The organism is Spirillospora sp. NPDC029432 (genome assembly GCF_040703975.1).
Lineage (GTDB): Bacteria > Actinomycetota > Actinomycetes > Streptosporangiales > Streptosporangiaceae > Spirillospora.
Genome location: NZ_JBEZWH010000015.1, coordinates 31910 through 57114, shown reverse-complemented (window position 1 = coordinate 57114; position 25205 = coordinate 31910). Strand labels below are relative to the sequence as shown.

Sequence of the window (25205 nt, the reverse complement as noted above, 5' to 3'; positions counted from 1 at the left end):
ACGGGTCCTCCGTTTCTAGCGGGCGGCGGTCTGCTGTGCCGCGCCGGCGTCGTCCGTGCCGTCCGTGCCGTTCTCGCCGTCCGTACCGTCGGTGCCGTCCGTGCCGCTCCCGGTCTCCTCGGTACGGGCGTCGGCGAGCCGGCCGAAGCCGAGGAGCGCGGCGCCCACCCCGAACGAGACCGCGGCCGAGGCGAGCATGCCGGTGTAGACGCCGATCCAGTTGCCCGCGCCGCGCGGCGTCTGCGCGAGGTAGGCGAAGATGCTGCCTGGCGAGGGGGTGGCGACCAGCCCCGTACCGGCGGCCATGAAGATGGCCACGCCGGTGGCGCCGCCCGCGATCGCGGCCAGGATCATCCGGGGCTTCATGAGGATGTACGGGAAGTAGATCTCGTGGATGCCGCCGAAGAAGTGGATGATCGCGGCGGCCGGGGTGCTGGCCCGGAGCCTGCGCGGGCCGAAGAACATGTAGGCGAGCAGCACGCCGAGCCCCGGTCCGGGGTTGGACTCCAGCATGAACAGGATGGACTTGCCGGTCTCGGCGGCCTGCTGGACGCCCAGCGGCCCGAGCACGCCGTGGTTGATGGCGTTGTTGAGGAACAGCACCTTGGCGGGCTCGACCAGGACCGAGGTCAGCGGCAGCACGTCGTGCTCGATCAGCCAGTTGACCGCGTCCCCGGCGGCGTCGCTGAACGTGCTGACGACCGGCCCGATCGCGAGCTTGCCGAGCACGGCCATGACCGCGCCGAGGATGCCGGCCGAGAAGTTGTCCACCAGCATCTCGAAGCCGGGCCGCACCCGGCCCTCGATCAGGCCGTCGAACAGCTTCATCAGGTACGCGGCCAGCGGCCCGATGATCATGGCGCCGAGGAACATCGGGACGTCGGCGCCGACCACCACGCCCACGGTCGCCACGGCGCCGACCACCGCGCCGCGCTGCCCGTGCACCATCCGGCCGCCGGTGTAGCCGATCAGCAGCGGCAGCAGCACCTTGATCATCGGATCGACCAGCTCGGCCAGGCTCTCGTTCGGCAGCCAGCCGGTGGGGATGAACAGCGCGGTGATCAGGCCCCAGGCGATGAACGCGCCGATGTTGGGCATCACCATGCCGGCCAGATGCCCGCCGAGGCGCTGGACGCGCGCCCGGATCCTCCCGTCGCCGGCCGAGGGGGTGGGGGTGTACGCAGTGGCCATCGCGGCCTCCTGGGGTTCGGGTCCTGCGGGTGGGTGGCTCAGGTGACGAGGGGCCGGTCGGGGGTCAGGGGGCGGTCCAGGTCGGGGTGCGGCTGGACCCGTACGGTGTCGCGGCGGATGTCGGATCGGCGGGGCATGCGGCTGGCGGGCAGCCGCACGGCGGCGGCGGCCCAGGCGAGGGCCTCGGCGAGGGCGGCCGGGCCGCGGGCGCCGGCGGCCAGGAAGCCGGCGAGCAGTGCGTCGCCGGCGCCGACCGCGCTCCGCGGGGCGTCGACGGGGGCCTGGCCGGCGATGACGCCGTCGCCGTCGACGAGCACCGCGCCGTCGGCGCCGAGGCTGACCAGGACGCCGCGGGCGCCGCGCTCGCGCAGCTCGCGGGCGGCGCCGACGGCGTCGGCCAGCCGGTCGACGGGGCGGCCGACGGCCTCGGCCAGCTCCTCGCGGTTCGGCTTGACCAGGTCGGGGCGGGCGGGCAGCGCGGCGAGCAGCGCCGGGCCGCTGGAGTCGACCGCGACGCGGATCCCGGCGGGGGCGAGCCGCCGGCACAGGTCGGCGTAGATGCCGGCGGGCACGTCCGGCGGCAGGCTGCCGCAGGCGGCGACCCAGCCGGCGACGGCGGTGTCCGCCGTCGCGGCGGCCATCACGGCGTCCGCGACCTGGGCGAGTTCGGCGCCGGTGAGCGCGGCGCCGGGCTCGTTCAGCTTGGTGACCACCCCGCCGGGCTCGGCGATCGTGACGTTGGACCGGGTCCGGCCCGCGACCGGCACGGCCCGTACCGCGAGGCCCTCGGCGCGCAGCAGGCCGTGCAGCTGGTCGCCGTCGGGGCCGCCGACGGTGACGACGGCGGTGGACGGGACGTGCCCGGCGAGCAGCGCCCGCGAGACGTTCACGCCCTTGCCGCCCGGGTCCAGCCGGGCCGAGCGCGCGCGGATCATCTCGCCCCGGGCCAGGACGTCCACCTCGATCGTCCGGTCCAGGCTCGGGTTGAGGGTCACCGTGACGATCATGCACGCACCCGCCGCATGTTGTTTCCCTCCCGTTTGAGTGGGTTCTCCTTTGTTTACGTCCGGACGGGTGGGCGGGTCAAGGGGTGGCGGCAAAGAAAAAGCGCCCCGCCTGGTCGGCGGGGCGCTCGTGCGCGCGGATCGGCGGCCTCAGCGGGCCTTCGCGGCCTTCTTGCCGGCGGCGGCCTTCTTCTTCCCGCCGGCCTTCTTCCCGCCGTTCTTCTTGGCGGCGGCCTCCTTCTTGCCCTTCTTCGGCTTCTCGGGCCTCACGGCCTTCTCGGCCTTCGCACCCTTCTCAGCCTTCGCACCCTTCTCGGGCTTCCCGGCCTTCTTGGTCACCGGCTCGGGCGCGGCGGGCTCGGGGACCTCGGCCGCGGCCCCGTTCCCCTCGGCGGTGCCGCCCTGGGCGACGCGGTTCTTGAACGTCTGGCCGACGCGGAAGCGCGGCACCTCGGCCGCCGCCACCTCGATCGCCTGGCCGGTACGGGGGTTGCGCGCCGTACGGGCGGGCCGGGCGAACCGGTCGAAGGTCCCGAACCCGGTCACCAGCACCCGGTCGCCGGCGGCGACCGTGTCGACGATGGCCTCGAACACCGCGTCCACATGGCGGCGGGCCACCGCGCGGTCGGTGCCCGCCCGTTCCGCCACGGCGTCGACGAGCTCGCTCTTGTTCATCCGGGGTCCCTTCCGTGGCGCGGCGCCGTCAGTGCTGGTCAGGCTAGACCAGCGGAAACGCGTTGACCACGGAAGCGGGCTAATCGGCGGCCGGTTCGAGGAGCCGCTGCCAGCTGTGCAGCAGCAGGAGGAGCTCCAGATGCCGCTCCGGATCGGTCAGCTCGCCGGAGAAGAGGTCCTCCAGGCTGGACAGCCGGTAGCGGACGGTCTGGGTGTGGACGTTGAGCCGCTGCGCCGCGGCGGCGGCGTTGCGGCCGTTCTCCAGGTACGTGAGCAGCGTGGACACCAGGCGGCGGCGCTGGTTCGGGTTGAGGTCCATCAGCGGCGCCAGCCGCTGCGGGATCGCCGCCTCGATCAGGTCCAGGCCCATCGAGGCGACCAGCGTCGGCAGGTGGTCCACGCAGCGGATCACGCCGCCCACCGGGATCTTGCCGGTCTCGGCCAGCTCCAGCGCGCGCCGCGCCCACATCAGCGAGACGTTGCCGCGCGAGAGGTCGACGGTCGGCCCGACGGCGGCGGGCAGGTCGCCCAGCCCCGCGAGCAGGTGCCGGTGCCCGGGACTGTCGGGGTCGGGCAGCACCAGCGAGGGGACCTGGCTCTGCCAGTCGGCCAGCACGGGCGGCGGCAGCAGCGGCGGCGCCTGCCCGGCCAGCCCGCGCACCGCCACCACGGCGATCGAGGACGGGGTGCCCCAGCCGGTGGAGCGTGCCAGCTGGGTGATCGCCACCCGGTCGGCCAGCCCGTCGCCGGTCAGCATCGCGTGCAGCCGGGCGCGCAGGTGCTCGCGCTGGCTGCCGGGCCGGTCGTGCACCCGCGCGTACCCGTCGGCGGCCGCCTCGGAGATCGCGTCCAGGTAGGCGAACAGCGACTCGATCAGCCGGCCGAGCGTCTCGTGCGGCCAGTCCAGCCGGGCCGCGGTCTGGGTGAACAGCCGCGCGGCGACCTGGCCGCACAGCCGCATCGCGGTCTGCAGGCTCTCCAGGCTGCGCCCCTTGCGGGCCTCGTACGCGCCGATGCCCGCGTAGATCTCGCGCACCGGCTCCCAGGACGCGTCCGGGCTGGACACCACGACCAGGAAGTCGGAGACCGCGCGCCGGACCGAGCCGTACATCTTCTGCCCGTAGCTGCTGCCGAACGGCCGGGCGTACTCGGGGATGCGCTCGCGGATCCACTCGATCATCTCGTGGGCGACGTCGTCCACGTACGGGTGGAGCGGCTCGACCACCTCCACCGGGAGCGTTCCCCAGAAGGGCTCCGGCGGTTTCCTGACCCCGGTTCCCGATCGCTCGCTCAAGATCGCCTCCTGGGTGGACGGGCCTTACTGGCAAGTAACCCAATAGTGATATTAGCCGCATCAGATAACCAGGGGCTCAGGACCCAACAAAAGCAGTCAGCTCGGGGAGAGCGGGGCATCGCGGTGGCCCAGCGTCCGGGACAGGGCTCTCGCGGCGGTGTGCACGGCGGGCGAGACCTGGTCGAGCCGCATCCGGTTGCTCCAGCCCGAGATCGACAGGGCGCCCAGCACCTCGCCGTCGAAGCCGAGCACGGGGCCGGCCGCGCAGACCACGCCCAGGCCGGACTCCTCGTGGTCGTACGCGACCCCCGCCCGGCGGATCCCGGCCAGCTCGCGCGCCAGCAGGCCGGGCGCGACCGTGCTGCGCTCGCTGAGCCGCGGCAGGTCGCCCTCCAGCACGGCCCGAACCGTCTCCTGCGGGGAGAACGCCAGGATCGCCTTGCCCACCCCGGTCGCGTGCGCGGGCAGCCGGCCGCCCACCCGGGACGGCAGCGGCGGGCCGCCGGCGGAGGCGAGGATGTCCACGTACACGACCTCGCTGCCCTCCAGCACCGCCAGGTGGATCGTCTGCCGGGTCGCCTCGCGGAGGTCGTACATGTACGGGCGGGCGGCGTCGCGGAGCGCGCGCTGGCGCGGCACCCGCTGCCCGATCTCGAACAGCCGCAGCCCCAGCCGCACCTCCGAGCCGTGCCGTTCGAGCAGCCCCTCCTCGACCAGCGACAGCACGATGCGGTGCACGGTCGACTTGGGCAGCCCGGTACGGCGGGCCAGCTCGGCCGCGCCGACCGCGTTCTCCTCGCCCTTGAACGCGCCCAGCACGGCCACCACCCGGTGCAGGTAGGTCTCGTCCGTCGCCGCCGCCATGCGAACCAGCCTATGCAGGCGTTTCCGGTGCCCGTCCCATGACGTGGGACGCGTTCCTTGGCCGCCGCCGCCCGCCGGACGCAGGATCGTCCAGCGGAAACGAAACGAAAGGACGGCCATGGACCCTGCATCCGTGGAGAAGGCGGCCGGCGCGCTGCTGGGGGCGTACGCCACGGGCATCCCGGTGCGGCCGCTCACCGAGGAGGCGCCGGGCCTCTCGCTGGAGGGCGCGTACGCGATCCAGCGCGCGCAGGTCGAGCGGTGGCTCGCGGACGGCGCGCGGATCAAGGGCCACAAGGTGGGGCTCACCTCGGCGGCGATGCAGCGGCAGCTCGGCGTGGACCAGCCGGACTACGGGCACCTGCTGGACACGATGTTCCACGCGGACAGCGCCCCGATCGACACCGGCGCGTTCCTGCAGCCGCGGATCGAGCCGGAGATCGCGTTCGTGCTGGGCCGGCCGCTGGCCGGGCCGGGCGTGACGGCGGCCGACGCCGCCGCGGCGGTGGACTTCGTGCTGCCCGCGCTGGAGATCATCGACTCCCGGATCGCGGACTGGAGGATCACGCTGCCCGACACGGTCGCCGACAACGCCTCCAGCGGCGGCGTCGTGCTCGGCACCACCCCGGTGAGCCCGGCCGGGCTGGACCTGGCGCTGGCCGGCTGCCTGCTGTACCGCGACGGCGACCTGGTCGACACGGGGGCGGGCGGGGCCGTGCTCGGCTCCCCGCTCAACGCGCTGGTCTGGCTGGCGAACGTGCTCGGCCCGATGGGCGTCACGCTGGAGGCCGGGCACGTCGTGCTGCCCGGCTCGATCACCGCCGCCGTGCCGGTCGCGCCCGGCGACACCTACACCGCCGCGTTCGCCGGGATCGGGAACGTGACGGCGCGCTTCCGAGGGGAGAGCTCATGAGCAAGGCGACGGCCGCGATCGTCGGCCCCGGCAACATCGGCACCGACCTGCTGGTCAAGCTGCTGCGCAGCGACGCGATCGACGTCCACTCGATGGTGGGCGTCGACCCGGCGTCCGACGGGCTCGCCCGCGCCCGCGAGATGGGCGTCGAGGCGTCGGCGGGCGGCGTGGACTGGCTGCTGGCCCAGGACGAGCTGCCCGACCTGGTCTTCGAGGCCACCTCCGCCAAGGCGCACCTGGCCAACGCGCCCCGGTACGCGGCGGCGGGCATCCAGGCGATCGACCTGACCCCGGCCGCGGCGGGCCCGTTCGTCTGCCCGCCGGTCAACCTGGACTCCCTCGCGGACGCGCCCAACCTCAACATGATCACCTGCGGCGGCCAGGCCACCATCCCGATCGTGCACGCGGTCTCCTCGGTGGTCCCGGTCGCGTACGCCGAGATCGTCGCGTCCATCGCGTCGCGCTCGGCGGGGCCGGGCACCCGGGCGAACATCGACGAGTTCACCCAGACCACGGCCCGCGCGATCGAGCGGGTCGGCAACGCGGACCGGGGCAAGGCGATCATCATCCTGAACCCGGTGGACCCGCCGATGATCATGCGGGACACGGTGTTCTGCGCGATCCCGGCCGACGCCGACACCGCCGCCATCGCCGAGTCCGTGCACGCGATGGTGGAGAAGGTGGCCGCGTACGTCCCCGGCTACACGCTGCGCGCCGAGCCGCAGTTCGACGGCCCGCGCGACATCTGGAACGACAGCGCCCGCGTCGCGGTGTTCCTGGAGGTCAGGGGCAACGGCGACTACCTGCCGCCGTGGGCCGGCAACCTCGACATCATGACCGCGGCCGCCGCCTCCGTGGGCGAGCGGCTGGCCGCCGGAAAGAAGGTGACCGCGTGAGCGAGAAGATCAGGATCACCGACTCCACGCTGCGCGACGGCAGCCACGCCATGGCGCACCGCTTCACCGAGGGCGAGGTGCGCGGTGTCGTGCACGCCCTCGACAGCGCGGGCGTGGAGGTCATCGAGGTCGCGCACGGCGACGGCCTCGGCGGGTCCTCGTTCAACTACGGGTTCTCGCTGGAAGACGAGATCAAGCTGATCGGCGCCGCCGTCGACGAGGCGACCCGGGCGAAGATCGCGGTGCTGCTGCTGCCCGGCCTCGGCACGGTCGAGGACCTGAAGCGGGCGCGCGGCGCGGGCGCGTCCGTCGCCCGGATCGCCACCCACTGCACCGAGGCCGACGTGTCGGCGCAGCACTTCGCCGCCGCCCGCGACCTCGGCATGGAGACCGTCGGCTTCCTGATGCTGTCGCACCGCGTCGGCGCCGCCGAGCTGGCCGCGCAGGCGCGGATCATGGTGGACGCGGGCGCGCAGTGCGTGTACGTCGTCGACTCGGCCGGCGCCATGGTGCTCGGCGACGCGCAGGCCCGGGTCGCCGCCCTGGTCGAGGAGATCGGCGCGGAGGCGGAGGTCGGCTTCCACGGCCACCAGAACCTCTCCCTCGGCGTCGCCAACTCCGTCCTGGCCGTGCAGAACGGCGCCCGCCAGATCGACGGCGCGCTGTGCGCCCTCGGCGCCGGCGCCGGCAACGCCCCGACCGAGATCGTCGCCGCGACGTTCGAGCGGATGGGGATCGGCACCGGCGTGGACGTGCAGGGCGTGATGGCCGCTGCGCAGGACGTCGTCCGGCCGTTCCTGCCGCGGCTGCCGTTCGCCGACCGGTCGGCGATCACGCAGGGGTACGCGGGGGTCTACTCCAGCTTCCTGCTGCACGCCGAGCGCGCAGCCGAACGCTACGGCGTCCCGGCGCACGCGATCCTGCAGAAGGTCGGCGAGGCCGGCTACGTCGGCGGCCAGGAGGACATGATCATCGACGTGGCGCTCCAGCTGGCCGCCGAGCGGGACGGCGCCCCGGCCGGCCTGTGACCGTCACGCGGTGACCGTCACCCGGTGACCGTCGCCGCGTGGTCGGGCACGTAGTGCTGGGTGTCCCGGGACGGCCGCTCGTACCCCGTGGACGGCGGCCGTTCCGGCAGCTCCAGCGCCGGTTCGGTGACGTCCTGGTACGGCACCGTCGACAGCAGGTGCGCGATCATGTTGATCCGCGCCGTCCGCTTGTCGTCGCTGTCGACGACGTACCAGGGCGCCTCCGGGATGTCGGTGTGCACGAACATGTCGTCCTTGGCGCGGGAGTAGTCCTCCCACCGCGTGATCGACTCCAGGTCCATCGGGGACAGCTTCCAGCGCCGCATCGGGTCGTCGGCCCGGCGCTGGAACCGCCGCGCCTGCTCCTCGTCGCTGACCGAGAACCAGTACTTGCGCAGCAGGATCCCGTCCTCGACCAGCAGCCGCTCGAACACCGGGCACTGGTGCAGGAACCGCCGGTACTCGTCGTCGGTGCAGAACCCCATCACCCGCTCGACCCCGGCGCGGTTGTACCAGGACCGGTCGAACAGCACCATCTCCCCGGCCGCCGGCAGGTGCTGGACGTACCGCTGGAAGTACCACTGCGACGCCTCGCGGCCGGTCGGCGCGGGCAGTGCCGCGATCCGCGCGACCCGCGGGTTGAGGTACTGCGACACGCGGCGGATGGCGCCGCCCTTGCCCGCCGCGTCCCGCCCCTCGAACACCACCACCAGCCGGGCGCCCTCGGCGCGCACCCATTCCTGGAGCTTCACCAGCTCGCCCTGCAACCGGAACAGCTCGCGCTCGTAGACCTTCCGGGGCATCCTGCCGTCTCTGCTCATGAACGAGTTGTACCGTCCCCGGGCGCCCGGAACGCCTCCCCCGGGTAGTCCAGAACGCGCTCGCCCAGCAGCCCCTCGATCACGTCGAGGAGCGCCGGCACGGCGGCGGCGATCGTGCCGGGGTCCTCGCCGGCGGCGGTGCGGCGGCCGATCTCGCCGAGGACCTGCTCGTGGCACCAGCCGATCTGGGCCGCGACCAGGCGGGGGAGCGGGTCGTCCGGGGCGGCGCCGGCCTCCTCGGCCAGGACGCCCGCGAGCTCGGCGGTCATCCGCTCGCCGAGGTCCTCCAGCCGCGCCAGGAGCGTGGGCGCGGCCCGCATCATCCCGAAGACGCGCCCGAATCCCTCCGTCAGGCCCAGGGCGCGGTCCCGGGCCCGGATCTCGGCGCGGAGCCGCGCGAGCACGGCCCGCGCGGGGGACGTGCCGGCCGGCCGCTCGCGCACGATGTCCGCCAGCCGCCCGGCCGAGGCCCGGTCCGGCGGCAGGACCAGGTCCTCCTTGGACTCGAAGTAGTTGTAGACGGTGTTGACCGACACCTCGGCGGCCTCGGCGACCTCCGCGATCGTCACCTCGGCGAAGCCGCGCGCCACGAACAGCTCCGTGGCGGCCTCGGCGATCCGCTGCCGGGTCGCCCGCTTCTTGCGCTCGCGCAGCCCCTCCGTCATGGCCGTAGTCTAACCGCACTCCAAACTTTAAGTCGATTGCAAGTTTGGAGCGGATTATGGTTTTCTCTGCGCATGTCCACTCCAGCCATCCGGACCCGGGCGCTCGCCCGGACGTTCACCCTCAAGAGCGGCCCCGTCCACGCCGTGCGCGGCATCGACCTGACCGTGCCGCCGGGCGAGATCCTCGGCTTCCTCGGCCCGAACGGCGCCGGCAAGACCACCACCCTGCGGATGCTCACCACGCTGCTGCCGCCGACCGGCGGCACGGCCGAGGTCGCCGGGCACGACCTGCTCCGCGAGCCCGCGCGGGTGCGCGAGCGGATCGGGTACGTGGCCCAGTCCGGCGGCCTCGACCCCGCGTGCGCCGCCCGCGAGGAGCTGGTCACCCAGGCCCGGCTGCACCGGCTGCCCAAGGCCGCCGCGCGGGAGCGCGCTGCGGAGGTCGCGGCCGGCCTGGACCTCACCGGGCTGCTCGACCGCCCCACCGCCGCGCTGTCCGGCGGCCAGCGCCGCCGCCTGGAGATCGCGCTCGGCCTGGTCAACCGGCCCGCGGTCCTGTTCCTGGACGAGCCCACCACCGGACTCGACCCCGGCGCCCGCGCCGGCCTGTGGGACCTGATCCGGCGGATCCGCGCCGAGCACGGCACCACGATCTTCCTGACCACGCACTACCTGGACGAGGCCGACGCGCTCGCCGACCGGGTGGTGGTCGTGGACGCCGGCTCCGTCGTGGCCGAGGGCTCGCCCGCCGACCTCAAACGCCGGTACGCGGGCGGCCCGACCGCGAGCCTCCAGGACGCGTTCCTCGCCATCACCGGGCGCGCCGCCCCCGCCGACCCGGCGCCCGTCGCGATCTGACCCGCAACGAGAAAGCAGGACCGATGCCCCGCCTCCTCCCCGACGCCCGCCTCCTCACCGACACCGGCGTCGTCTTCGGCCGCTACATGCGCGCCACGCTCCGCTCGAAGACGAACATGTTCTTCGGCATGCTCCAGCCGCTGCTGTTCCTCGCCCTGTTCGGCCCGCTGCTGACCGGGTTCGGGCTCGGCGACGGCTCGTCCTGGCAGGTCCTGGTGCCCGGCCTGCTCGTGCAGCTCGCGCTGCTGGGCGGCTCGTTCGTGGGCCTCGGGATCATGATGGACCGGACGCTCGGCGTCATCGACCGCATGCGGGTCACCCCGGTCAGCCCCCTGGCGCTGCTGCTGGGCCGCACGCTGCGCGACGCCGTGCAGCTGCTCGTCCAGTCCGTGCTGCTGGTGCTGCTCGGGCTGGCGCTCGGCCTGCGCGCCCCGCTGCCCGGCGTCCTGCTCGGCCTCGCGTTCGTGGCCGTGCTCGCGACGGCGCTTTCGGCGCTGTCGTACGGGCTGGCGATGCACGTCCGCTCCACACCGGAGTTCGCGGCCATCACCAACACCGCGATGCTGCCGCTCATGCTGCTGTCCGGCGTGCTGCTGCCGATGAGCCTGGGGCCGGGCTGGCTGGACGCGGTGTCGCGCGCCGTCCCGTTCCGGTACACCGTCGACGCCGTCCGCGAGGCGTTCCTCGGGCACTACACGTCCGGGACGGTCGCGCTCGGCACCGCCGTCACGCTGGCGACCGCCGCCGCCTGCCTCGTCGCGGGGGCCCGCATGTTCCGGTCCGCGCGGTGACGGGCGGTGATAACTGACGGATTCGTGTCAGGAACGGCCGCCCGCACTGGCCCGCGGCGCGGCGCGGACCGTAACGTCGCGATCATCCGGCAGAAGGGGGCGAACGTGACGGCCGTCGTCGTCGAACTGGTGACCTACCCGGTCAAGGGCTGCGCGGGCGTGGCGGTGGCCGCGTCCCCGCTGGGCGCGGCCGGGCTCGCCCACGACCGCACGTTCATGGCCGTCACCGAGGAGGGGACGTTCCGCAGCCAGCGCCGCGACCCGCGGCTCGCCCTCGTCCGCCCCGAGATCACCGCGGACGGCGGGCGGCTCACGCTGCGCGCCCCCGGGATGGAGCCGCTGGACCTGGCGGTCGACCTCGGCGCCGAGCGCCGCGGCGTGGAGCTGTTCGGCGCCGCGTACCAGGGCATCGACCAGGGGCCGGACGCGGCGGGCTGGCTGTCGGAGTTCCTCGGCGCGCCGAGCCGGCTCGTCCGGGTGCCGCCCGAGCACGACCGGGTGACCGGCGGGCTGACGCGCGGCACCTCCGGGTACGCCGACGGCAGCCCGGTCCACCTCGTCTCCCGCGCGAGCCTGGACGGGCTGAACGCGCGGCTCGCCGAGGCCGGCCGCCCGCCGCTGCCGATGGACCGGTTCCGGCCCAACATCGTCGTCGACGGCCGGGACGGGCCGCACGCGGAGGACGCGGTCCGCTCGGCCCGCGCCGGGACGGCGGAGCTCGCGTTCGCCAAGCTCGCCATCCGCTGCGCCGTCACGATGGTGGACCAGCGGCGCGGCGCGAAGGACGGCCCGGAACCGCTGCGGACGCTCGCCGCGTACCGCCGGGCGGACGGCGGCGGCGTCGCGTTCGGCACCAAGTTCTCCGTCGTGCGGCCGGGCGCGCTGGCCGTGGGCGACGCGTTCCTGGTGACCGAGTGGAGCCGGGAGGCCGCTCAGGCCCGCTCGGGCGCCTGAGCGATCGCCGCGGCGACTGCGTCCCATTCGGCGGCGTTCGCGAGGAAGCGGTTCACCGGCAGCTTCTTGCGCCCGCCGTCCGCCCGGACGAGCACGATCTTCTTGCCCTCGACGGCGAAGGAGTCGCCGCCCGCCGCCTGGAACGTCCGGCGCGTCCCGATGGGGGCGATCACCTCGACCGTCCGGGTGTGGGTGGTGTACGTGAAGTACCGCCGGCTGAAGTAGAGCGAGCCGAGCACGATGAACAGCACGCCGAGCAGCAGGTTGATGATCGGCCCGCTGCCTCTCGCCAGGATCAGCAGCCCGCCGATCAGGTTGAAGATCCCGACGGCGAGGAACGTCCATGCGACGGGCCGGCTGTAGCCGACCGGCAGGGTCTTGCGGGGAGGAGTCGCCACGCGCCGATCATTCCACCGGCGGCGTCCCCCGCCCAGGTCCGGATCCGGCCGGGCGGGGGCGCGCCGGGACGTCAGCGCTTGACGCCCTGGATGAACGCGAAGCGGTCGGTGTAGGTGATCTCGTGTTCGGGGTGCAGCAGCCGGATCGTGTCCGCGCCCTCGTCGATCTCCTCGGCGGAGAACGTCGACAGCACCGACATCCACCGGTTGCGGACCAGGTCGATCCACTGCTCCCGGTCGATCGTGACGGCGTACTCCTCGGACCGGTGCTCGGTGTCCAGCCCGGCCGCCGCCATCGCCGCCGCGATGAGGCCGGGCTCGGGCTGGTTGGCGGCGAAGCGGTCCAGCGCCTCGGGGAACAGCGGATACTCGAGCCGCCGCGGGAGCGTGACGACCAGGATCCGCCCGCCGGGCGCGAGCCGCCCGGCCAGGCCGCTCAGCGTGGCGGGGATGTCCTTGACATGGTGGATCGCCTCCTTGAAGACGAACACGTCCACCTTCTCGTACGGCATCGCGACCTCGCCCGCCGCGATCTGCTCGGCGGTCGCGCGGACGGGGGAGAGGCGGGGGTCGGCGGGGAGCAGGTCGAGCATGTGCTGGGACGGGTCGACGCACAGGATGGGCGTGCCCGCCGAGGCCGTCTCCAGCAGCCTCCTCAGGAAGAGCCCGGTGCCCGAGCCGATGTCGGCGACCCGGTCACCGGGCCTGGGGTCGAGCCAGGACATGATGCGGTCGGCCATCCAGGCGACGTACTCCGGACGGTCCGCCCAGTTCCGTTCATAGGTCTTGGCGAGTCGCTGGTAGTGCTCGTCGTTGGTGAGGTCGATGACGCGATCCCTTCTGGCGCCCCGATCCGCGCATCCGGCCACGCTGCCGGGGCCGCTCGGCCGGGGGATCCGGGCGGCCGGGCCGTGATCTCTCGGCCACCTCCCTTCCCAGGGACCCGAACCGGACAAACCTTCCCCTGTTCCGGCGCCCGTCATCGCCGCCGGAGGACCCGCGGGCCGATGTCGGTGTTGGCGGCGACCCAGATCCCGCCGGTGCCGGGTACGGCGGCCAGCCCGGTGACGCTCATCGAGTTCGCCCCCCACGGCAGGGCGATCGCGATCCGCCGCCATTCGCTCCCGTCGCGGTACAGGAGGACCGGCCGGTAGCGCGTGTAGCCGTCCACCATGACGGCCTCCCGGCCGCCCGCCCAGACGGTGCCCGCGCCGTCCACGGCCAGGTGCCGCAGCTCGGTGCCGGCCGGCGCGGCGACGCGCGACCACGCCGACCCGTCCCAGCGCCAGGCGGTCTCCAGGTCGTCGTCGTCCGGGACGGCCCACACCTCGGTGGCCGACACGGGCAGCACGTCGGCGATGTGCTCCCCGGGTTCGGGGGACGCGACCCGCTGCCAGGACCGCCCGTCCCAGCGGGCGAGGGCGCTGCGCACCCCGTTGCCGACCGGTTCCGTCCCAGTGGCCCAGACGTCGGTGGGGGTACGCGCCCGCACGTTCCGCACGATGGTGAGGGACGCGGGGACGGTCCGCGCCCAGGCGTTCCCCTCGCGCCGGTAGAGCGCCTGCCCGCCCGACCGGGGGCCCGCGGCCAGCCAGGTGCCGCCCGCCCCGGAGAACACGTCGAGGTAGACGCTGTCCGGGGGAGGCTCCACCTCGGTGAACGCGGTGCCGTCGAACCGGGCGAGGTACCGCGAGGCGCCGTCCTGCCAGGCGACGGCCCAGACGTCGTCGGGCGCGGTGCCCTGGACCGTGGCGAGGGTGCCGTTGCCGGAGTAGCCGGGCAGCGCGTACTCCTGCCACCGCGCGCCCGTCCAGCGGCGTGCCACGGGGTTGCCCGCGCTGCTGACGTAGCAGCCCCAGCTGGCGATCTGCGGGATGCAGAACGCGCCCTGCCCGCCGCCGATCCAGACGTCGTCCGGGCCGAAGGCCGTGACGTCGGCGATGCCGGCGCTCGGCCACAGGAAGGGCAGGCCCACCCCCTGGAAGGCGGGCTCCTCGGCGTGCGCGGGGAGCGCGGGGAGCGCGGTGGCGGCGCCGAGCGAGCAGAGCAGCGCCGTTCCGGCGAACATGCGTCGCATGGGTCTCATGGCGCGACTTTCCCAGTGGACACTGGCGAAGTCTTGTCACTCCCCGCGCGATTTTCGGGGCGGCCTTCAGGGCAGCGTCAGCACCCGCGGCCCGTCCTCGGTGACGGCGATCGTGTGCTCGATGTGGGCGGCGCGGCTGCCGTCGTCGGTGTAGAGCGTCCAGCCGTCGCTCCCGGCGTGGTAGCCGTCGCGCCCGCCGGCGATGAACATCGGCTCGATGGCCAGCGTCAGGCCGGGCCGGAGCGGGAAGCCGCGGTTCGGGCGGCCCCGGTTGGGGACGTGCGGGTCCTCGTGCATGGTGCGGCCGATCCCGTGCCCGCCGAAGTCGGCCGGCATGCCGTACCCGCCCGCCTTCGCGGCCGAGCCGATGGCGTGCGAGATGTCGCCGAGCCGGCCGCCCGCGACGGCCGCCGCGATGCCCGCCTCCAGCGCGTTCCGGGTCGCGGCGACCAGTTCCAGGTCGCCGGGACGGGGCGTGCCCACGGTGAACGTGGTCGCGGCGTCGCCGGTCCAGCCGTCCAGCGTGGCGCCGCAGTCGATGCCCACCAGGTCCCCGTCGCGCAGCCGGTAGTCGCTCGGCACGCCGTGCACGATGGCGTCGTTCACCGACGCGCAGATCACCCCGGGGAACGGGGTGGGCGCGAACGACGGCCGGTAGCCCAGGAACGGCGAGTCCGCGCCCGCCTCCCGCAGGACGTCGCGGGCCACCCCGTCCAGCTCGCGCAGCGTCACGCCGATGGCGGCGGCCTTCTCCACGGCGGCCAGGGCGTTCGCCACCACGCGCCCGGCCTCGCGCATCCCGTCGATCGCCGCCCGGTCCTTGATCTCCACCATGCCGTGCTCCTCTCTCGCAATACTTATACCGGTATAAGTATCACGGTATTAGTATCGAGGCATGGTGAGGACTCCGTTGACCCCGTCCGAGCGCGCCCGCGGCGAGCGGCTGGGCGCGCTGCTGCGGCAGGCCCGCGGCCCCCGCAGCATGGTGGAGGTGGCCGCGGCGGCCGGGCTGTCGGCCGAGACGCTGCGCAAGATCGAGACCGGCCGCGCGCCGACCCCGGCGTTCTTTACCGTCGCGGCGCTGGCCGCGGCGCTGGACCTCTCGCTGACCGACCTGGCGGCCGCGTGCGCCGAACCGGACGGCGACCGGGCCCTGACGGCCTGACCGCCGCCGGTCCCCGCCCCGCCCGGCCGGCCCCGCCGGCCCGGCTAGGTAGATGCTCATGCCACCCTCCAGGAGATCGTCGTGCTCCCCGACACCGTCCTGGAATCCCGCCGCGATTTCCACCCTCTTGGCTCTGTGCCAATAAGCGTTCACGGGACGTGACCGGCGGCGCGTCCTCAGCCGCCGAACGCGGGGGCGGGCAGCCCCTCGCCGGCGTCCGGGACGACGAACAGCGAGCCCGCGTGCGCGGCGCCGTCCGTTCCCACCGCGGCGCTGGTGACGTACAGGTCGCGCAGGCCGGGACCGCCGAACGCGCACGCCGTCGTCTGCGCCGCCGGGAACTCCACGGCCCCCTCCGCCCGTCCGGCCGGATCGAAGCGCACCACCCGGCCGCCGCCCCACAGCGCCACCCAGACGCGGCCGGCGGCGTCCACGGTCAGCCCGTCCGGGCTTCCCGGCCCGGTCACCTCGGCGAACGGGCGCCGGCCGGACGCCAGCCCCTCATCGGGGTCGAAGTCGAAAACGTCGATCCGCCCCGTCGGCGTGTCCACGTAGTACATGAGCCGTCCGTCCGGGCTCCACGCCACGCCGTTGCTGATCGTCACGCCGTCCAGGACCGTCGAGACCCGCCCGTCCGGCCGCACCCGGCGCAGGACGCCCGCGCCCGACCGCTCGTCGTAGGCCATCGTCCCCGCCCACAGCGCGCCGTCCGGGCCCACCGCCGCGTCGTTGCCCCGGCACCCGTCCGCGGGCAGCTCCGCCAGCCAGCGGAACGACCCGTCCGGGTCGTACAGGCCCACGCCGTCGCGCAGGTTGGCCACCAGCCCGCCGCCGGCCCGCGGCTTGGCCGCCCCGACGTGCTGACCTGTCCGGCGCACGAGCGTGTCGGTGCCCGCGGCCGGGTCGTACGCGCGCACCTCGCACGCCAGGATGTCCACCCACAGCAGCCGGCCCGCCACCGGATCCCAGGTCGGGCCCTCGCCCAGCGTCGCGCCCGCGGCCGCGGCGATCTCGTACGTCAACGTCATGCTCCCAACGGGGGCCGGGGGCGGCTGGTCGCCCGGCCGCCCCCGGAAGGCGTGGTCAGCGCGCGGAGAACGCGTAGACCGTGGTCGTGTCGTACACCTGACCCGGCCGCAGCGTCGTGGACGGGAACCGCGGCTGGTTGGGGGAGTCGGGGAAGTGCTGCGTCTCCAGGCAGAACCCGTCGCCCTGCCGGTAGACCTTCCCGCTCGTCCCCTTCAGCGTGCCGGTCAGGAAGTTACCGGAATAGAACTGCAGGCCGGGCTCGGTGGTGAGCACCTCCATCGTCCGCCCGCTGGACGGCTCGGTGACCCGCGCGGCCCGCGCCAGGCCGGAGCCCGCGCGGTCCAGGACGTAGTTGTGGTCGTAGCCCTGGCCGATGAGGATCTGCGGGTGCCCGTCGCGGATCCGCTCGCCGATGGCGTGCGGGCGCGTGAAGTCGAACGGCGTGCCCCGCACGGGCGCGAGCCCGCCCGTGGGGATGAGAGTGGAGTCCACCGGCGTGTAGCGGCTCGCGTTCACCTGGAGCCGGTGGTCGTAGACGTCGCCGGACCCCTCACCGGCGAGGTTGAAGTAGGTGTGGTTGGTCAGGTTGACGACCGTGGGCCGGTCGGTGGTCGCCCGGTACGAGATCCGCAGCTCGCCGCGCGCGGTGACGGTGTAGGTGACCGCCGTCTCCAGCGTGCCGGGGTAGCCCTCCTCGCCGTCGGGGCTGGTACGGGTCATGCGCAGGGAGACGTTCCCGTCCTCCTTGGCCGGGACGGCCTTCCAGACGCGCTCGTCGAAGCCCTTGTCGCCGCCGTGCAGGCTGTTCGGCCCGTTGTTGGCGGCCAGCTCGTACGTAGTGCCGTCGAGGGTGAACTCCGCGCCGCCGATGCGGTTGCCGTACCGGCCGATGATGGCGCCGAAGTACGGGTTCGCGGTCGTGTACGCCTCGCTGGTGTAGCCGTCCAGCGAGGCGAAGCCGAGCGCGACGTTGCCGGGCCTGCCGCGCCGGTCGGGCACTTCCAGGCTCTGGACGATCCCGCCGTACGTGAGCACCCGGACGCGCATCCCGCGCCCGTTGCTCAGCGTGTACCGCTCGATCGCGGTCCCGTCGGCGAGCCGCCCGAACGGCTCCTTGGAGATCCCCGGCGCGCTTCCGGGCGCCGCGGGCGCGGCTCCCGCGGACGGAACCGGGCCGGCGGCCAGCGCCGCGGCGAGCACCGTGCCCGCCGCGGCGGCCTGGGGTCGGACGTACCTCATGAACTCTCTCCTCTCGGAACGGAGGTGGAGCTGAACGGAGGTGGAGCTAGCGGAGGACGGGCGCGCCGGAGCGGCGCTTGGTCCAGACGTCGAACGCGACCGCGGCCAGCAGGACGATGCCCTTGACGAGCATCACCCGCTCGCTGGGCGCGCCGATCAGCGACATCCCGTTGTTGATCACGCCCATGATGAGGCCGCCGGTGATCGCGCCGACCACCTTGCCGACCCCGCCCTGGACGGCCGCGCCGCCGATGAACGCCGCCGCGATCGCGTCCAGCTCGAACGCGTTGCCCGCGGTCGGGCCCGCCTGGTTGAGCCGGCCCGCGAAGATGACGCCGGCCAGCGCGGACAGCACGCCCATGTTGACGAAGATCCAGAAGACGACCGACCTGACCTTGACGCCGGACAGCGTCGCGGCCTGGAGGTTGCCGCCCACCGCGTAGATCCGGCGGCCGAACACCGCGCGGTTGGTGAGCAGCGAATAGCCGAGGACCAGCGCGGACAGCAGCACCAGCACCCACGGCAGGTTGCGGAACCGGGCGAGCTGGATCGTCACCGCCATGATCAGCACCCCGGCGGCGGCGATCTTCAGCAGGAAGACCGGCATCGGGTCGACGGTCTGCTTGTAGCCGAGCCGCGCCTTGCGGGTCCGCCACTGCGCGACCGCCAGCCCGGCCACCGCCCCGATCCCGGCCAGCAGGCTGACCAGGTCGGCGCCGCCCAGCGGGCCCAGCGCGACGTTGCCGAGGTAGCCGCCGGTGAAGCCGTTCGACAGCGTGCGGATCTCGTCCGGGAACGGGCCGATGCCCTGGTTGCCCAGCACGGTCAGCGTCAGCGCGCGGAACAGCAGCATCCCGGCCAGCGTCACGATGAACGACGGGATGCCGAAGTAGGCGATCCAGTAGCCCTGCCAGGCGCCGATCAGCGCGCCCGCGCCCAGCGTGAGCAGCAGCGCGAGCGGCCAGGCCACGTCGTGGTTCACCATCAGCACCGCCGCCACCGCGCCGGTGACCGCGACGACCGAGCCGACCGACAGGTCGATGTGCCCGGAGATGATGACCAGGATCATCCCGATCGCCAGGATCAGGATGTAGCTGTTCTGCACGATGATGTTGGAGATGTTCTGCGGCTGCAGCAGGTCGCCGCCGGTCAGCACCGTGAACAGCGCCACGATCAGGGCGAACGCGATGTAGATGCCGCTCTGCCTGATGTTGACGGTGAGCCGGACCGGGGACCGGCCGTTCGGCGGGCCCGACCCGGCGCCGTTCCCGCTCTTGGCCACGGCGGGTGCGGTACTGCTCATCCGGCCTGCTCCTGTCCTCTGGTCATGAACGTCATGAGGCGCTCCTGGGTGGCCTCGGCGCGGGGGACCTCGCCGGTGATCCGGCCCGCCGCCATCGTGTAGATCCGGTCGCACATGCCGAGCAGCTCCGGCAGCTCCGAGGAGATCAGCAGGATCGCCTTCCCCTCGGCGGCCAGCCGGTTCACGATCGCGTAGATCTCGTACTTGGCGCCGACGTCGATGCCGCGGGTGGGCTCGTCCAGGATCAGCACGTCCGGATCAGTGAAGATCCACTTGGACAGCACGACCTTCTGCTGGTTGCCGCCGCTGAGCTTGCCGACCTCGCTGAGCACGTCCGGCGCCTTGATGTTCATGCCGGCGCGGTACTCCTCGGCGACGCGGTACTCCTCGTTGCCGTTCACCCAGCCGCGCCGGGCCAGCCGGCCCAGCCCGGCGGCCGACACGTTGCGCCGGATGTCCTCGATCAGGTTGAGGCCGTACCGCTTGCGGTCCTCGGTCGCGTACGCGATGCCGTGCCCGATCGCCTCGCGCACGGTCCGCGCCTCGATCTCCTTCCCGTCCTTGAAGAGCCGGCCGGTGACGCCCGTCCCGTACGAGCGGCCGAACACGCTCATGGCCAGCTCGGTACGGCCCGCGCCCATCAGCCCGGCCAGCCCGACGATCTCGCCGCGGCGCAGCGTGAGCCCGGCGCCGGACACGACCCGGCGGGAGTGCTGGGACGGGCTGTGCACCGTCCAGTCCTCGATCCGCAGCACCTCCTCGCCGATGTCCGGCTCGCGCGGCGGGTAGCGGTGCTCCAGGTCGCGGCCCACCATCCCGGCGATGATGCGGTCCTCGGTGACGTCGGTCCCGGCCGGGTCCAGCGTCTCGATCATCCGGCCGTCGCGCAGGATGCTGATCCGGTCGGCGATCGCCAGCACCTCGTTCAGCTTGTGCGAGATGATCACCGAGGTGATGCCCTCGTCGCGCAGCCCGCGCACCAGGTCCAGCAGGTGCGCGGAGTCCTCGTCGTTGAGGGCGGCGGTGGGCTCGTCCAGGATCAGCAGCCGCACCCGCTTGGACAGCGCCTTGGCGATCTCGACGAGCTGCTGCTTGCCGACGCCGAGGTCGGCGATCGGGGTGACCGGGCTCTCCGGCAGCCCGACCCGCTCCAGCAGCCGGCCCGCCTCGTGGTTGGTGCGGTTCCAGTCGACCAGGGCGAGCCCGCGCAGGCGCCGCCGCGCCGGGCCGCCGGTGCGCTCGTTGCCGAGGAAGATGTTCTCGGCGATCGACAGTTGCGGGCACAGCGCCAGCTCCTGGTGGATGATGACGATGCCGCGCTCCTCGCTGTCGCGGATGCCGGCGAACCGGCACGGCCCGCCCGCGAAGGAGATCTCCCCCTCGTACGAGCCGTGCGGGTACACCCCGGACAGCACCTTCATCAGCGTGGACTTGCCGGCGCCGTTCTCGCCGCAGATCCCGTGGATCTCGCCGCGCCGCACGGTCAGGTCCACGCCGGACAGCGCGCGGACGCCGGGGAACGTCTTGGTGATCCCCCGCATCACGAGGATGTCCTGCCCGTTCCCGTCGTTTCCGGCGGTCTCGTTCCCGGTGGTCCGGGTGTCCTCGGCCATGGCGGATCAGCCGAGCTGCGCCTGGGTGTAGTAGCCGCTGTCCAGCAGCGCGGACTTGACCGCGGACTTCTCCACGATCACCGGCTGGAGCAGCTGCGACGGCACCACCTTGACGCCGTTGTTATAGTCCTTGGTGTTGTTGACCTGCGGCTTGCCGCCCTTCAGGACGGTGTCGGCCATCTTCACGGTCTCGGCGGCCAGCTTCCGGGTGTCCTTGAAGATCGTCGAGTACTGCTCGCCCGCCATGATCGACTTCACCGAGGCGACCTCGGCGTCCTGCCCGGTCACCACCGGGTACGGCTGGCCGCCGGTGCCGTAGCCGTTGCTCTTGAGCGCCGACAGGATGCCGATCGACAGCCCGTCGTACGGCGACAGCACGCCCTGCACCTTCGCGCCGCCGCTGTAGGTCTTGGTGAGCAGGTCCTCCATCCGCTTCTGCGCGGTCGCCGGGTCCCAGCGCAGAATCGCGATCGTCTTGAAGTCGGTCTGGCCGCTCGCGACCTTCAGCGTCCCCTTGTCGATGTACGGCTTGAGCACCGACATCGCGCCGTTGTAGAAGAACGTGGCGTTGTTGTCGTCCGGCGAGCCGCCGAACAGCTCGATGTTGAACGGGCCCTTCGCGCTGCCCGCCGAGCCGTCGGCGTTCAGCAGCTTCAGCCCGATCAGCAGCGAGGTGGCCTGCTGCACGCCGACCTTGTAGTTGTCGAACGTGGCGTAGTAGTCCACGTTCGGGCTGTTGCGGATCAGCCGGTCGTAGGCGATGACCGGGATCTTCTTGTCGCCGGCCTGCTGGAGCTGGGTGGTCAGCGCGGTGCCGTCGATCGAGGCCACCACCAGCGCCCGGGCGCCCTTGGTGATCTGGTTCTCGATCTGGCTGACCTGGGTGGGGATGTCGTTCTCGGCGTACTGGAGGTCCACCTTGTAGCCGAGCTTCTCCAGCCCGGTCTTGAGGTTGTTGCCGTCGTGGATCCAGCGTTCGGACGACTTGGTCGGCATCGTGATCCCGACCAGCGATCCCTTGCCGGCGGCGGACCTGGCCTCCTTGTCGACCGTCTTCTCGGCCGAGCCGCAGCCGGACATGGCGGCGGTCAGGGCGAGGGCGGACAGCACGGTGGTAAAGCGCCCTAGTCTCATGGGGTGCTCCTTGGGGGGTGTCCTTGGGGTGAAGGAGAAGCAGATAGAGGTGTCGGCGGAGGCTGCTAGGACATGACCGGCGCGGGCTCGTCCGGGAACCGCCGCAGCGGACCCGGATCGCGCGCGCCGATCGGGGACATCCCCTCGTCCGCCCCGAGCCGGGCGAGGGTGTCGAGGACCAGCCGGCCGCGCCGCACGCGCTCCCGGCCGGACTCGACGGCGGCGGGCAGCAGGTGCCGTCCCACCGGGTACAGGGCGGGCGCGTTCCGCAGCCCGAACTTCAGATAGATGGGGGCGCCGCAGCGGACCAGCTCGGCCGCGTCATAGATGCGGACGAAGCCGCCCAGGTCGTCGGGCGCCTCGACGTAGAAGTCGATCGGTGCCGCGCTCACCGCCCGGATCTCGGCGAGCTGCGCGACGGTCAGGTCGCTGGGCACGTTCAGCGAGTCGGCGCCGAGCCGCTCCCACACCGAGAACGAGGCGGGGTTCACCGGCCCGACCAGCGCCGACACCTTGAACGTCACGTCGGCGGGCAGCCGCCCGGCGGCGCGCATCCGGTGCAGCGTCCACAGCACGCCCTCGTCGGCGACCAGCAGCGACCGCACGCCGAGGCCGGTGGCGCGCTCGGCGTCCTCGACGCACTGGGCGAGCTGGTCGCGGCCGCGGGCGCGCGGCCCGGACGAGACGTACGCGCGGCCGCCCCCGCCCTGCTCCCACGAGCCGCGCGGCCCGAGGAACAGGGTCAGCTCGGCGCCGCGCGCCTCGCACGCCGCGACCATCTCGCCGATCTCGGCGTCGGTGAGCATCCACACGCCGCTGCCCTGGCTGATGCGGTGCAGCGGGACGGCCAGCCGCTCGCTCTCGGCGAGGACCGCGTCCAGGACGGCGGGCCCTTCGCAGGACGGCAGCTCGGTACGCCACGTACCGCCGTCGGGGAAGCGCGCCACCGACGACGGCACGAGTTCGGGCCGCGGCGGGAACCCCAGGTCGCGCAGCGCGCGCTCGCCGGGGCGCCGGGGGCGGGACGGGGGGAGGGGGTCCATCAGATCTCCTGCGGGTCGGGACGGAGCAGCACCTTGCCCGCGTCCGGGGAGGCGCTGAGCTTGAGCGCCCGCTCGTAGTCGTCCAGCGGGAGCTCATGGGTGATCAGGGCGGCCGGGCGCAGTACGCCGGAGCCGAACGCGCGCACCGCGTACGCCCAGTCGGCCGGGCCCGCGCCGAACACCGTGTGGAGCGACAGCGCGCGGGTGACCAGCAGCGTGGTCGGCACCGCGTCGGCCGGATCGGCGGGGATGCCGGTGAGCACGACCCGGCCGCCGCGCCGCGCCAGCGCCACCGCCGCGTGCGCCGTGCCGGTGGCGCCCGCGGTCTCCACGACCACGTCGAACGCGCCCTCGGCCGCCTCGCCGGGCGGGTGGACGGCCGTCGCGCCGGCCGCCAGCGCGGGCCCGGCGCGCTCGGTCCGCGGATCGACCGCGACCAGCCGGGACGGGGACGCGGCGGCCAGGTACTGGAGGGCCAGCATGCCGAGCGTCCCGGCGCCGACCACCGCCGCCGTCTCGCCCGGCCGCAGCGCCGCGAGCCGGGTCGCGGCGGCCATCACCGCGGCCGGCTCCAGCAGCGCCGCCGCGCGCAGGTCGGCGCCCTCGGGCAGCACGTGCAGCAGCCGCGCCGGGATCAGCAGGTGGTCGGCGAACGCGCCCGCCCGGGTGAAGCCGGTCTCGTCGTAGCCGCCGGAGCACAGGTTGGGGGCGCCGTTCCGGCAGTACGGGCAGCGCCCGCAGCCCCGGTAGCCCTCGCCGACCACCTTGGCGCCGACCAGGTCCGGGTCGGCGCCCGGGCCGACCGCCTCGACCGTTCCGGACCATTCGTGGCCGGGGGTGACGGGGTAGCCGGCGAACCCGGCCGGGCGGGCGCCGTCGTACAGCTCGCGGTCGCTGCCGCACAGCCCGGCGGCGGCCACCTTGACGAGCGCCTCGCCGGGCCCGGGCGCGGGCCGCTCGCCCTGGACGACCCGGAACCGGCCGGGCCGCTCCACCACGACGCGTCTGCTCACCGGCGCACCCCGGTGCCCTCGCGCTTGTGCCAGTCCTCGGCGAACAGGTCGAAGTCCGCGGTGCGGCGGGGGAACGCGGCGACCGCGTCCAGGTCCAGCTCCACGCCCAGCCCGGGGGCCTCGGGCACCGCGAAGTGGCCGTCCACGACCTCGGGCCCGCCGCGCGCGACGCTCTTGACCTCGGCGTCGGCGAAGTCGTTGAAGTGTTCCAGGATCTTGAAGTTGGGGACGCAGGCGCCGAGCTGGAGGCTGGCGGCGGTGAGCACGGGACCGCCGACGTTGTGCGGCGCGAGCTGCACGTAGTACGTCTCGGCGGTCGCGGCGAGCTTGCGCGTCTCGGCGATGCCGCCGAGATGCCCGACGTCGGGCTGGATCACGTCGGCGGCCTGGAGCTCCAGCAGCTCGCGGAACTCGATCCGGTCGTGGATGCGCTCGCCGGTCGCGATCGGCAGCCGGGTGTGCGCCGCGATCTTCGACAGCGCCTTGAGGTTCTCCGGCGGGCAGGGCTCCTCCAGCCAGGCCGGGTCGTACGGCTCCAGCAGCCCGGCCAGCCGGATCGCGGTGGCGGGGGAGAAGCGGCCGTGCATCTCCACCAGCAGCTCGCACTCCGGGCCGATCGCGTCCCGTACGGCCTCGACCAGCGAGACCGAGCGCATCGTCTCGCCGTGGTCGAGCTCCATGCGGCCCGCGCCGAACGGGTCCAGCTTGAGCGCCTTGTAGCCGCGCTCGACGACCCGCCGGGCGGCGGCGTGGAACTCCTCGGGCGTGCGGTCGACGGTGTACCAGCCGTTGGCGTACGCCTTGACGCGGTCGCGGACCTTCCCGCCCAGCAGCCGCCACACGGGCTGGCCGAGCGCCTTGCCGACGATGTCCCAGCAGGCCGTCTCCACGCACGCGATGCCGGACATCACGATCTCGCCGGCCCGGCCGTAGTCGCCGTACTTCATCCGCTGGACGAGGTCCTCGATGTCGAACGGGTCGCTGCCCGCGATGTGCCGCCGCTCCGCCTCGGCCAGGTAGCCGAGCAGCGCGTCGGTGTGGCCCAGCATGCGGGCCTCGCCCACGCCGGTGAGCCCCTCGTCGGTGTGCACGGTGACGAACGTGAGGTTCCGCCAGGGCGTCCCCACCACATGGGTGCCGATCTTGGTGATGCGCACGGATCGCTTCCTCGGGTCGGTGTGGTCTAGCGCTTGCTTGTGTTAGCGCTAACAAATCTGGGAGCGGACGG

At 73.5% G+C, this 25205-nt stretch carries 25 protein-coding genes and 1 pseudogene; 7 read left to right on the top strand and 19 right to left on the bottom strand.

The annotated features are described in order from the left end of the window. Window positions 1-15 precede the first annotated feature (15 nt). The 5 genes and pseudogenes from AB0881_RS14765 to AB0881_RS14745 form a co-directional block, all read right to left on the bottom strand. The gene (locus AB0881_RS14765; protein WP_366617285.1) at window positions 16-1191 is read right to left on the bottom strand and encodes a PTS mannitol transporter subunit IICB; all 1176 of its coding nucleotides are present in this window, start codon (window positions 1189-1191) and stop codon (window positions 16-18) included. A gap of 38 nt (window positions 1192-1229) precedes the next feature. After that, a complete protein-coding gene (pfkB, locus tag AB0881_RS14760; RefSeq protein WP_366617283.1) occupies window positions 1230-2198 on the bottom strand; it encodes a 1-phosphofructokinase in 969 nt (322 codons plus the stop codon). A gap of 414 nt (window positions 2199-2612) precedes the next feature. After that, window positions 2613-2870 (bottom strand): annotated as a pseudogene (locus AB0881_RS14755) (HU family DNA-binding protein); the annotation flags it as partial. A 79-nt stretch (window positions 2871-2949) separates the two neighbouring features. Beyond that, window positions 2950-4164 (bottom strand): helix-turn-helix domain-containing protein, encoded by a 1215-nt coding sequence (locus tag AB0881_RS14750; protein WP_366617281.1) that lies wholly within the window; start codon window positions 4162-4164, stop codon window positions 2950-2952. Window positions 4165-4260: 96 nt separating this feature from the next. Beyond that, a complete protein-coding gene (locus AB0881_RS14745; RefSeq protein ID WP_366617279.1) occupies window positions 4261-5028 on the bottom strand; it encodes an IclR family transcriptional regulator in 768 nt (255 codons plus the stop codon). A 118-nt stretch (window positions 5029-5146) separates the two neighbouring features. Here AB0881_RS14745 and AB0881_RS14740 point away from each other — a divergent pair, with 118 nt between their 5' ends. From AB0881_RS14740 to dmpG, 3 genes are read left to right on the top strand one after another with little or no spacing between them, the layout of a single operon-like run. Continuing rightward, window positions 5147-5941 carry a 2-keto-4-pentenoate hydratase gene (locus AB0881_RS14740; RefSeq protein ID WP_366617278.1) on the top strand — a complete coding sequence of 265 codons (795 nt, stop codon included), beginning with the start codon at window positions 5147-5149 and terminating at the stop codon, window positions 5939-5941. After that, complete coding sequence (locus AB0881_RS14735; RefSeq protein ID WP_366617276.1) at window positions 5938-6837, top strand: acetaldehyde dehydrogenase (acetylating); 900 nt, start codon at window positions 5938-5940, stop codon at window positions 6835-6837. The genes AB0881_RS14740 and AB0881_RS14735 overlap by 4 nt, the downstream gene beginning before the upstream one ends. Beyond that, entirely contained in the window at window positions 6834-7865 is a 1032-nt protein-coding gene (gene dmpG, locus AB0881_RS14730; RefSeq protein ID WP_366617275.1) for a 4-hydroxy-2-oxovalerate aldolase, read from the top strand. The genes AB0881_RS14735 and dmpG overlap by 4 nt, the downstream gene beginning before the upstream one ends. Window positions 7866-7882: 17 nt before the next feature. Here the strand turns inward: dmpG and ppk2 are convergent, their stop codons facing one another. Together ppk2 and AB0881_RS14720 are read right to left on the bottom strand one after the other, a co-directional pair. Then, a complete protein-coding gene (gene ppk2, locus AB0881_RS14725) occupies window positions 7883-8686 on the bottom strand; it encodes a polyphosphate kinase 2 (RefSeq protein WP_366617273.1) in 804 nt (267 codons plus the stop codon). Continuing rightward, window positions 8683-9351 (bottom strand): TetR/AcrR family transcriptional regulator, encoded by a 669-nt coding sequence (locus AB0881_RS14720; RefSeq protein WP_366617272.1) that lies wholly within the window; start codon window positions 9349-9351, stop codon window positions 8683-8685. Before AB0881_RS14720 ends, ppk2 begins: the two co-directional genes overlap by 4 nt. 72 nt (window positions 9352-9423) lie before the next feature. Here AB0881_RS14720 and AB0881_RS14715 point away from each other — a divergent pair, with 72 nt between their 5' ends. The 3 genes from AB0881_RS14715 to AB0881_RS14705 all read left to right on the top strand — a co-directional run bounded on the left by AB0881_RS14715 (window position 9424) and on the right by AB0881_RS14705 (window position 11954). Then, a complete protein-coding gene (locus tag AB0881_RS14715) occupies window positions 9424-10209 on the top strand; it encodes an ATP-binding cassette domain-containing protein (RefSeq protein ID WP_366617271.1) in 786 nt (261 codons plus the stop codon). A gap of 23 nt (window positions 10210-10232) precedes the next feature. Beyond that, on the top strand, window positions 10233-11000 hold the full coding sequence (locus AB0881_RS14710) for an ABC transporter permease (RefSeq protein ID WP_366617270.1): 768 nt from the start codon (window positions 10233-10235) through the stop codon (window positions 10998-11000). Between the two features lie 105 nt (window positions 11001-11105). Continuing rightward, window positions 11106-11954, top strand: coding sequence for an MOSC N-terminal beta barrel domain-containing protein (locus tag AB0881_RS14705; RefSeq protein ID WP_366617268.1), 849 nt, complete (start codon window positions 11106-11108; stop codon window positions 11952-11954). On the opposite strand, the gene AB0881_RS14700 is transcribed toward AB0881_RS14705, so the two are convergent. The 4 genes from AB0881_RS14700 to map form a co-directional block, all read right to left on the bottom strand. Next, complete coding sequence (locus AB0881_RS14700; protein WP_366617266.1) at window positions 11933-12352, bottom strand: hypothetical protein; 420 nt, start codon at window positions 12350-12352, stop codon at window positions 11933-11935. The two genes, AB0881_RS14705 and AB0881_RS14700, sit on opposite strands and share 22 nt — an antisense overlap. A gap of 71 nt (window positions 12353-12423) precedes the next feature. Next, entirely contained in the window at window positions 12424-13221 is a 798-nt protein-coding gene (locus tag AB0881_RS14695; RefSeq protein ID WP_366617264.1) for a methyltransferase, read from the bottom strand. Between the two features lie 110 nt (window positions 13222-13331). Further along, on the bottom strand, window positions 13332-14438 hold the full coding sequence (locus AB0881_RS14690) for a hypothetical protein (protein WP_366617262.1): 1107 nt from the start codon (window positions 14436-14438) through the stop codon (window positions 13332-13334). A gap of 66 nt (window positions 14439-14504) precedes the next feature. Continuing rightward, complete coding sequence (gene map, locus AB0881_RS14685; protein ID WP_366617260.1) at window positions 14505-15272, bottom strand: type I methionyl aminopeptidase; 768 nt, start codon at window positions 15270-15272, stop codon at window positions 14505-14507. Between the two features lie 61 nt (window positions 15273-15333). On the opposite strand from map, the gene AB0881_RS14680 reads away from it, so the two are divergent. Further along, on the top strand, window positions 15334-15603 hold the full coding sequence (locus tag AB0881_RS14680; RefSeq protein WP_366617258.1) for a helix-turn-helix transcriptional regulator: 270 nt from the start codon (window positions 15334-15336) through the stop codon (window positions 15601-15603). A 176-nt stretch (window positions 15604-15779) separates the two neighbouring features. Here AB0881_RS14680 and AB0881_RS14675 read toward each other — a convergent pair whose 3' ends face one another. The 8 genes from AB0881_RS14675 to AB0881_RS14640 form a co-directional block, all read right to left on the bottom strand. Beyond that, window positions 15780-16631 carry an SMP-30/gluconolactonase/LRE family protein gene (locus AB0881_RS14675; protein ID WP_366617256.1) on the bottom strand — a complete coding sequence of 284 codons (852 nt, stop codon included), beginning with the start codon at window positions 16629-16631 and terminating at the stop codon, window positions 15780-15782. 55 nt (window positions 16632-16686) lie between these two features. Next, entirely contained in the window at window positions 16687-17871 is a 1185-nt protein-coding gene (locus AB0881_RS14670; RefSeq protein ID WP_366617254.1) for an aldose epimerase family protein, read from the bottom strand. 46 nt (window positions 17872-17917) lie between these two features. Beyond that, window positions 17918-19174, bottom strand: a complete 1257-nt coding sequence (mmsB, locus tag AB0881_RS14665; RefSeq protein WP_366617253.1) for a multiple monosaccharide ABC transporter permease — start codon at window positions 19172-19174, stop codon at window positions 17918-17920. After that, complete coding sequence (gene mmsA, locus AB0881_RS14660) at window positions 19171-20715, bottom strand: multiple monosaccharide ABC transporter ATP-binding protein (protein WP_366617430.1); 1545 nt, start codon at window positions 20713-20715, stop codon at window positions 19171-19173. The genes mmsB and mmsA overlap by 4 nt, the downstream gene beginning before the upstream one ends. Window positions 20716-20793: 78 nt before the next feature. Then, window positions 20794-21921, bottom strand: a complete 1128-nt coding sequence (gene chvE / locus AB0881_RS14655) for a multiple monosaccharide ABC transporter substrate-binding protein (RefSeq protein WP_366617252.1) — start codon at window positions 21919-21921, stop codon at window positions 20794-20796. A 65-nt stretch (window positions 21922-21986) separates the two neighbouring features. Continuing rightward, window positions 21987-22964 carry a hypothetical protein gene (locus tag AB0881_RS14650; protein WP_366617250.1) on the bottom strand — a complete coding sequence of 326 codons (978 nt, stop codon included), beginning with the start codon at window positions 22962-22964 and terminating at the stop codon, window positions 21987-21989. Beyond that, window positions 22964-23977, bottom strand: a complete 1014-nt coding sequence (locus AB0881_RS14645; protein ID WP_366617248.1) for an alcohol dehydrogenase catalytic domain-containing protein — start codon at window positions 23975-23977, stop codon at window positions 22964-22966. The genes AB0881_RS14650 and AB0881_RS14645 overlap by 1 nt, the downstream gene beginning before the upstream one ends. Beyond that, entirely contained in the window at window positions 23974-25134 is a 1161-nt protein-coding gene (locus tag AB0881_RS14640; RefSeq protein ID WP_366617246.1) for a mandelate racemase/muconate lactonizing enzyme family protein, read from the bottom strand. The genes AB0881_RS14645 and AB0881_RS14640 overlap by 4 nt, the downstream gene beginning before the upstream one ends. Between the last annotated feature and the right edge of the window lie 71 nt (window positions 25135-25205).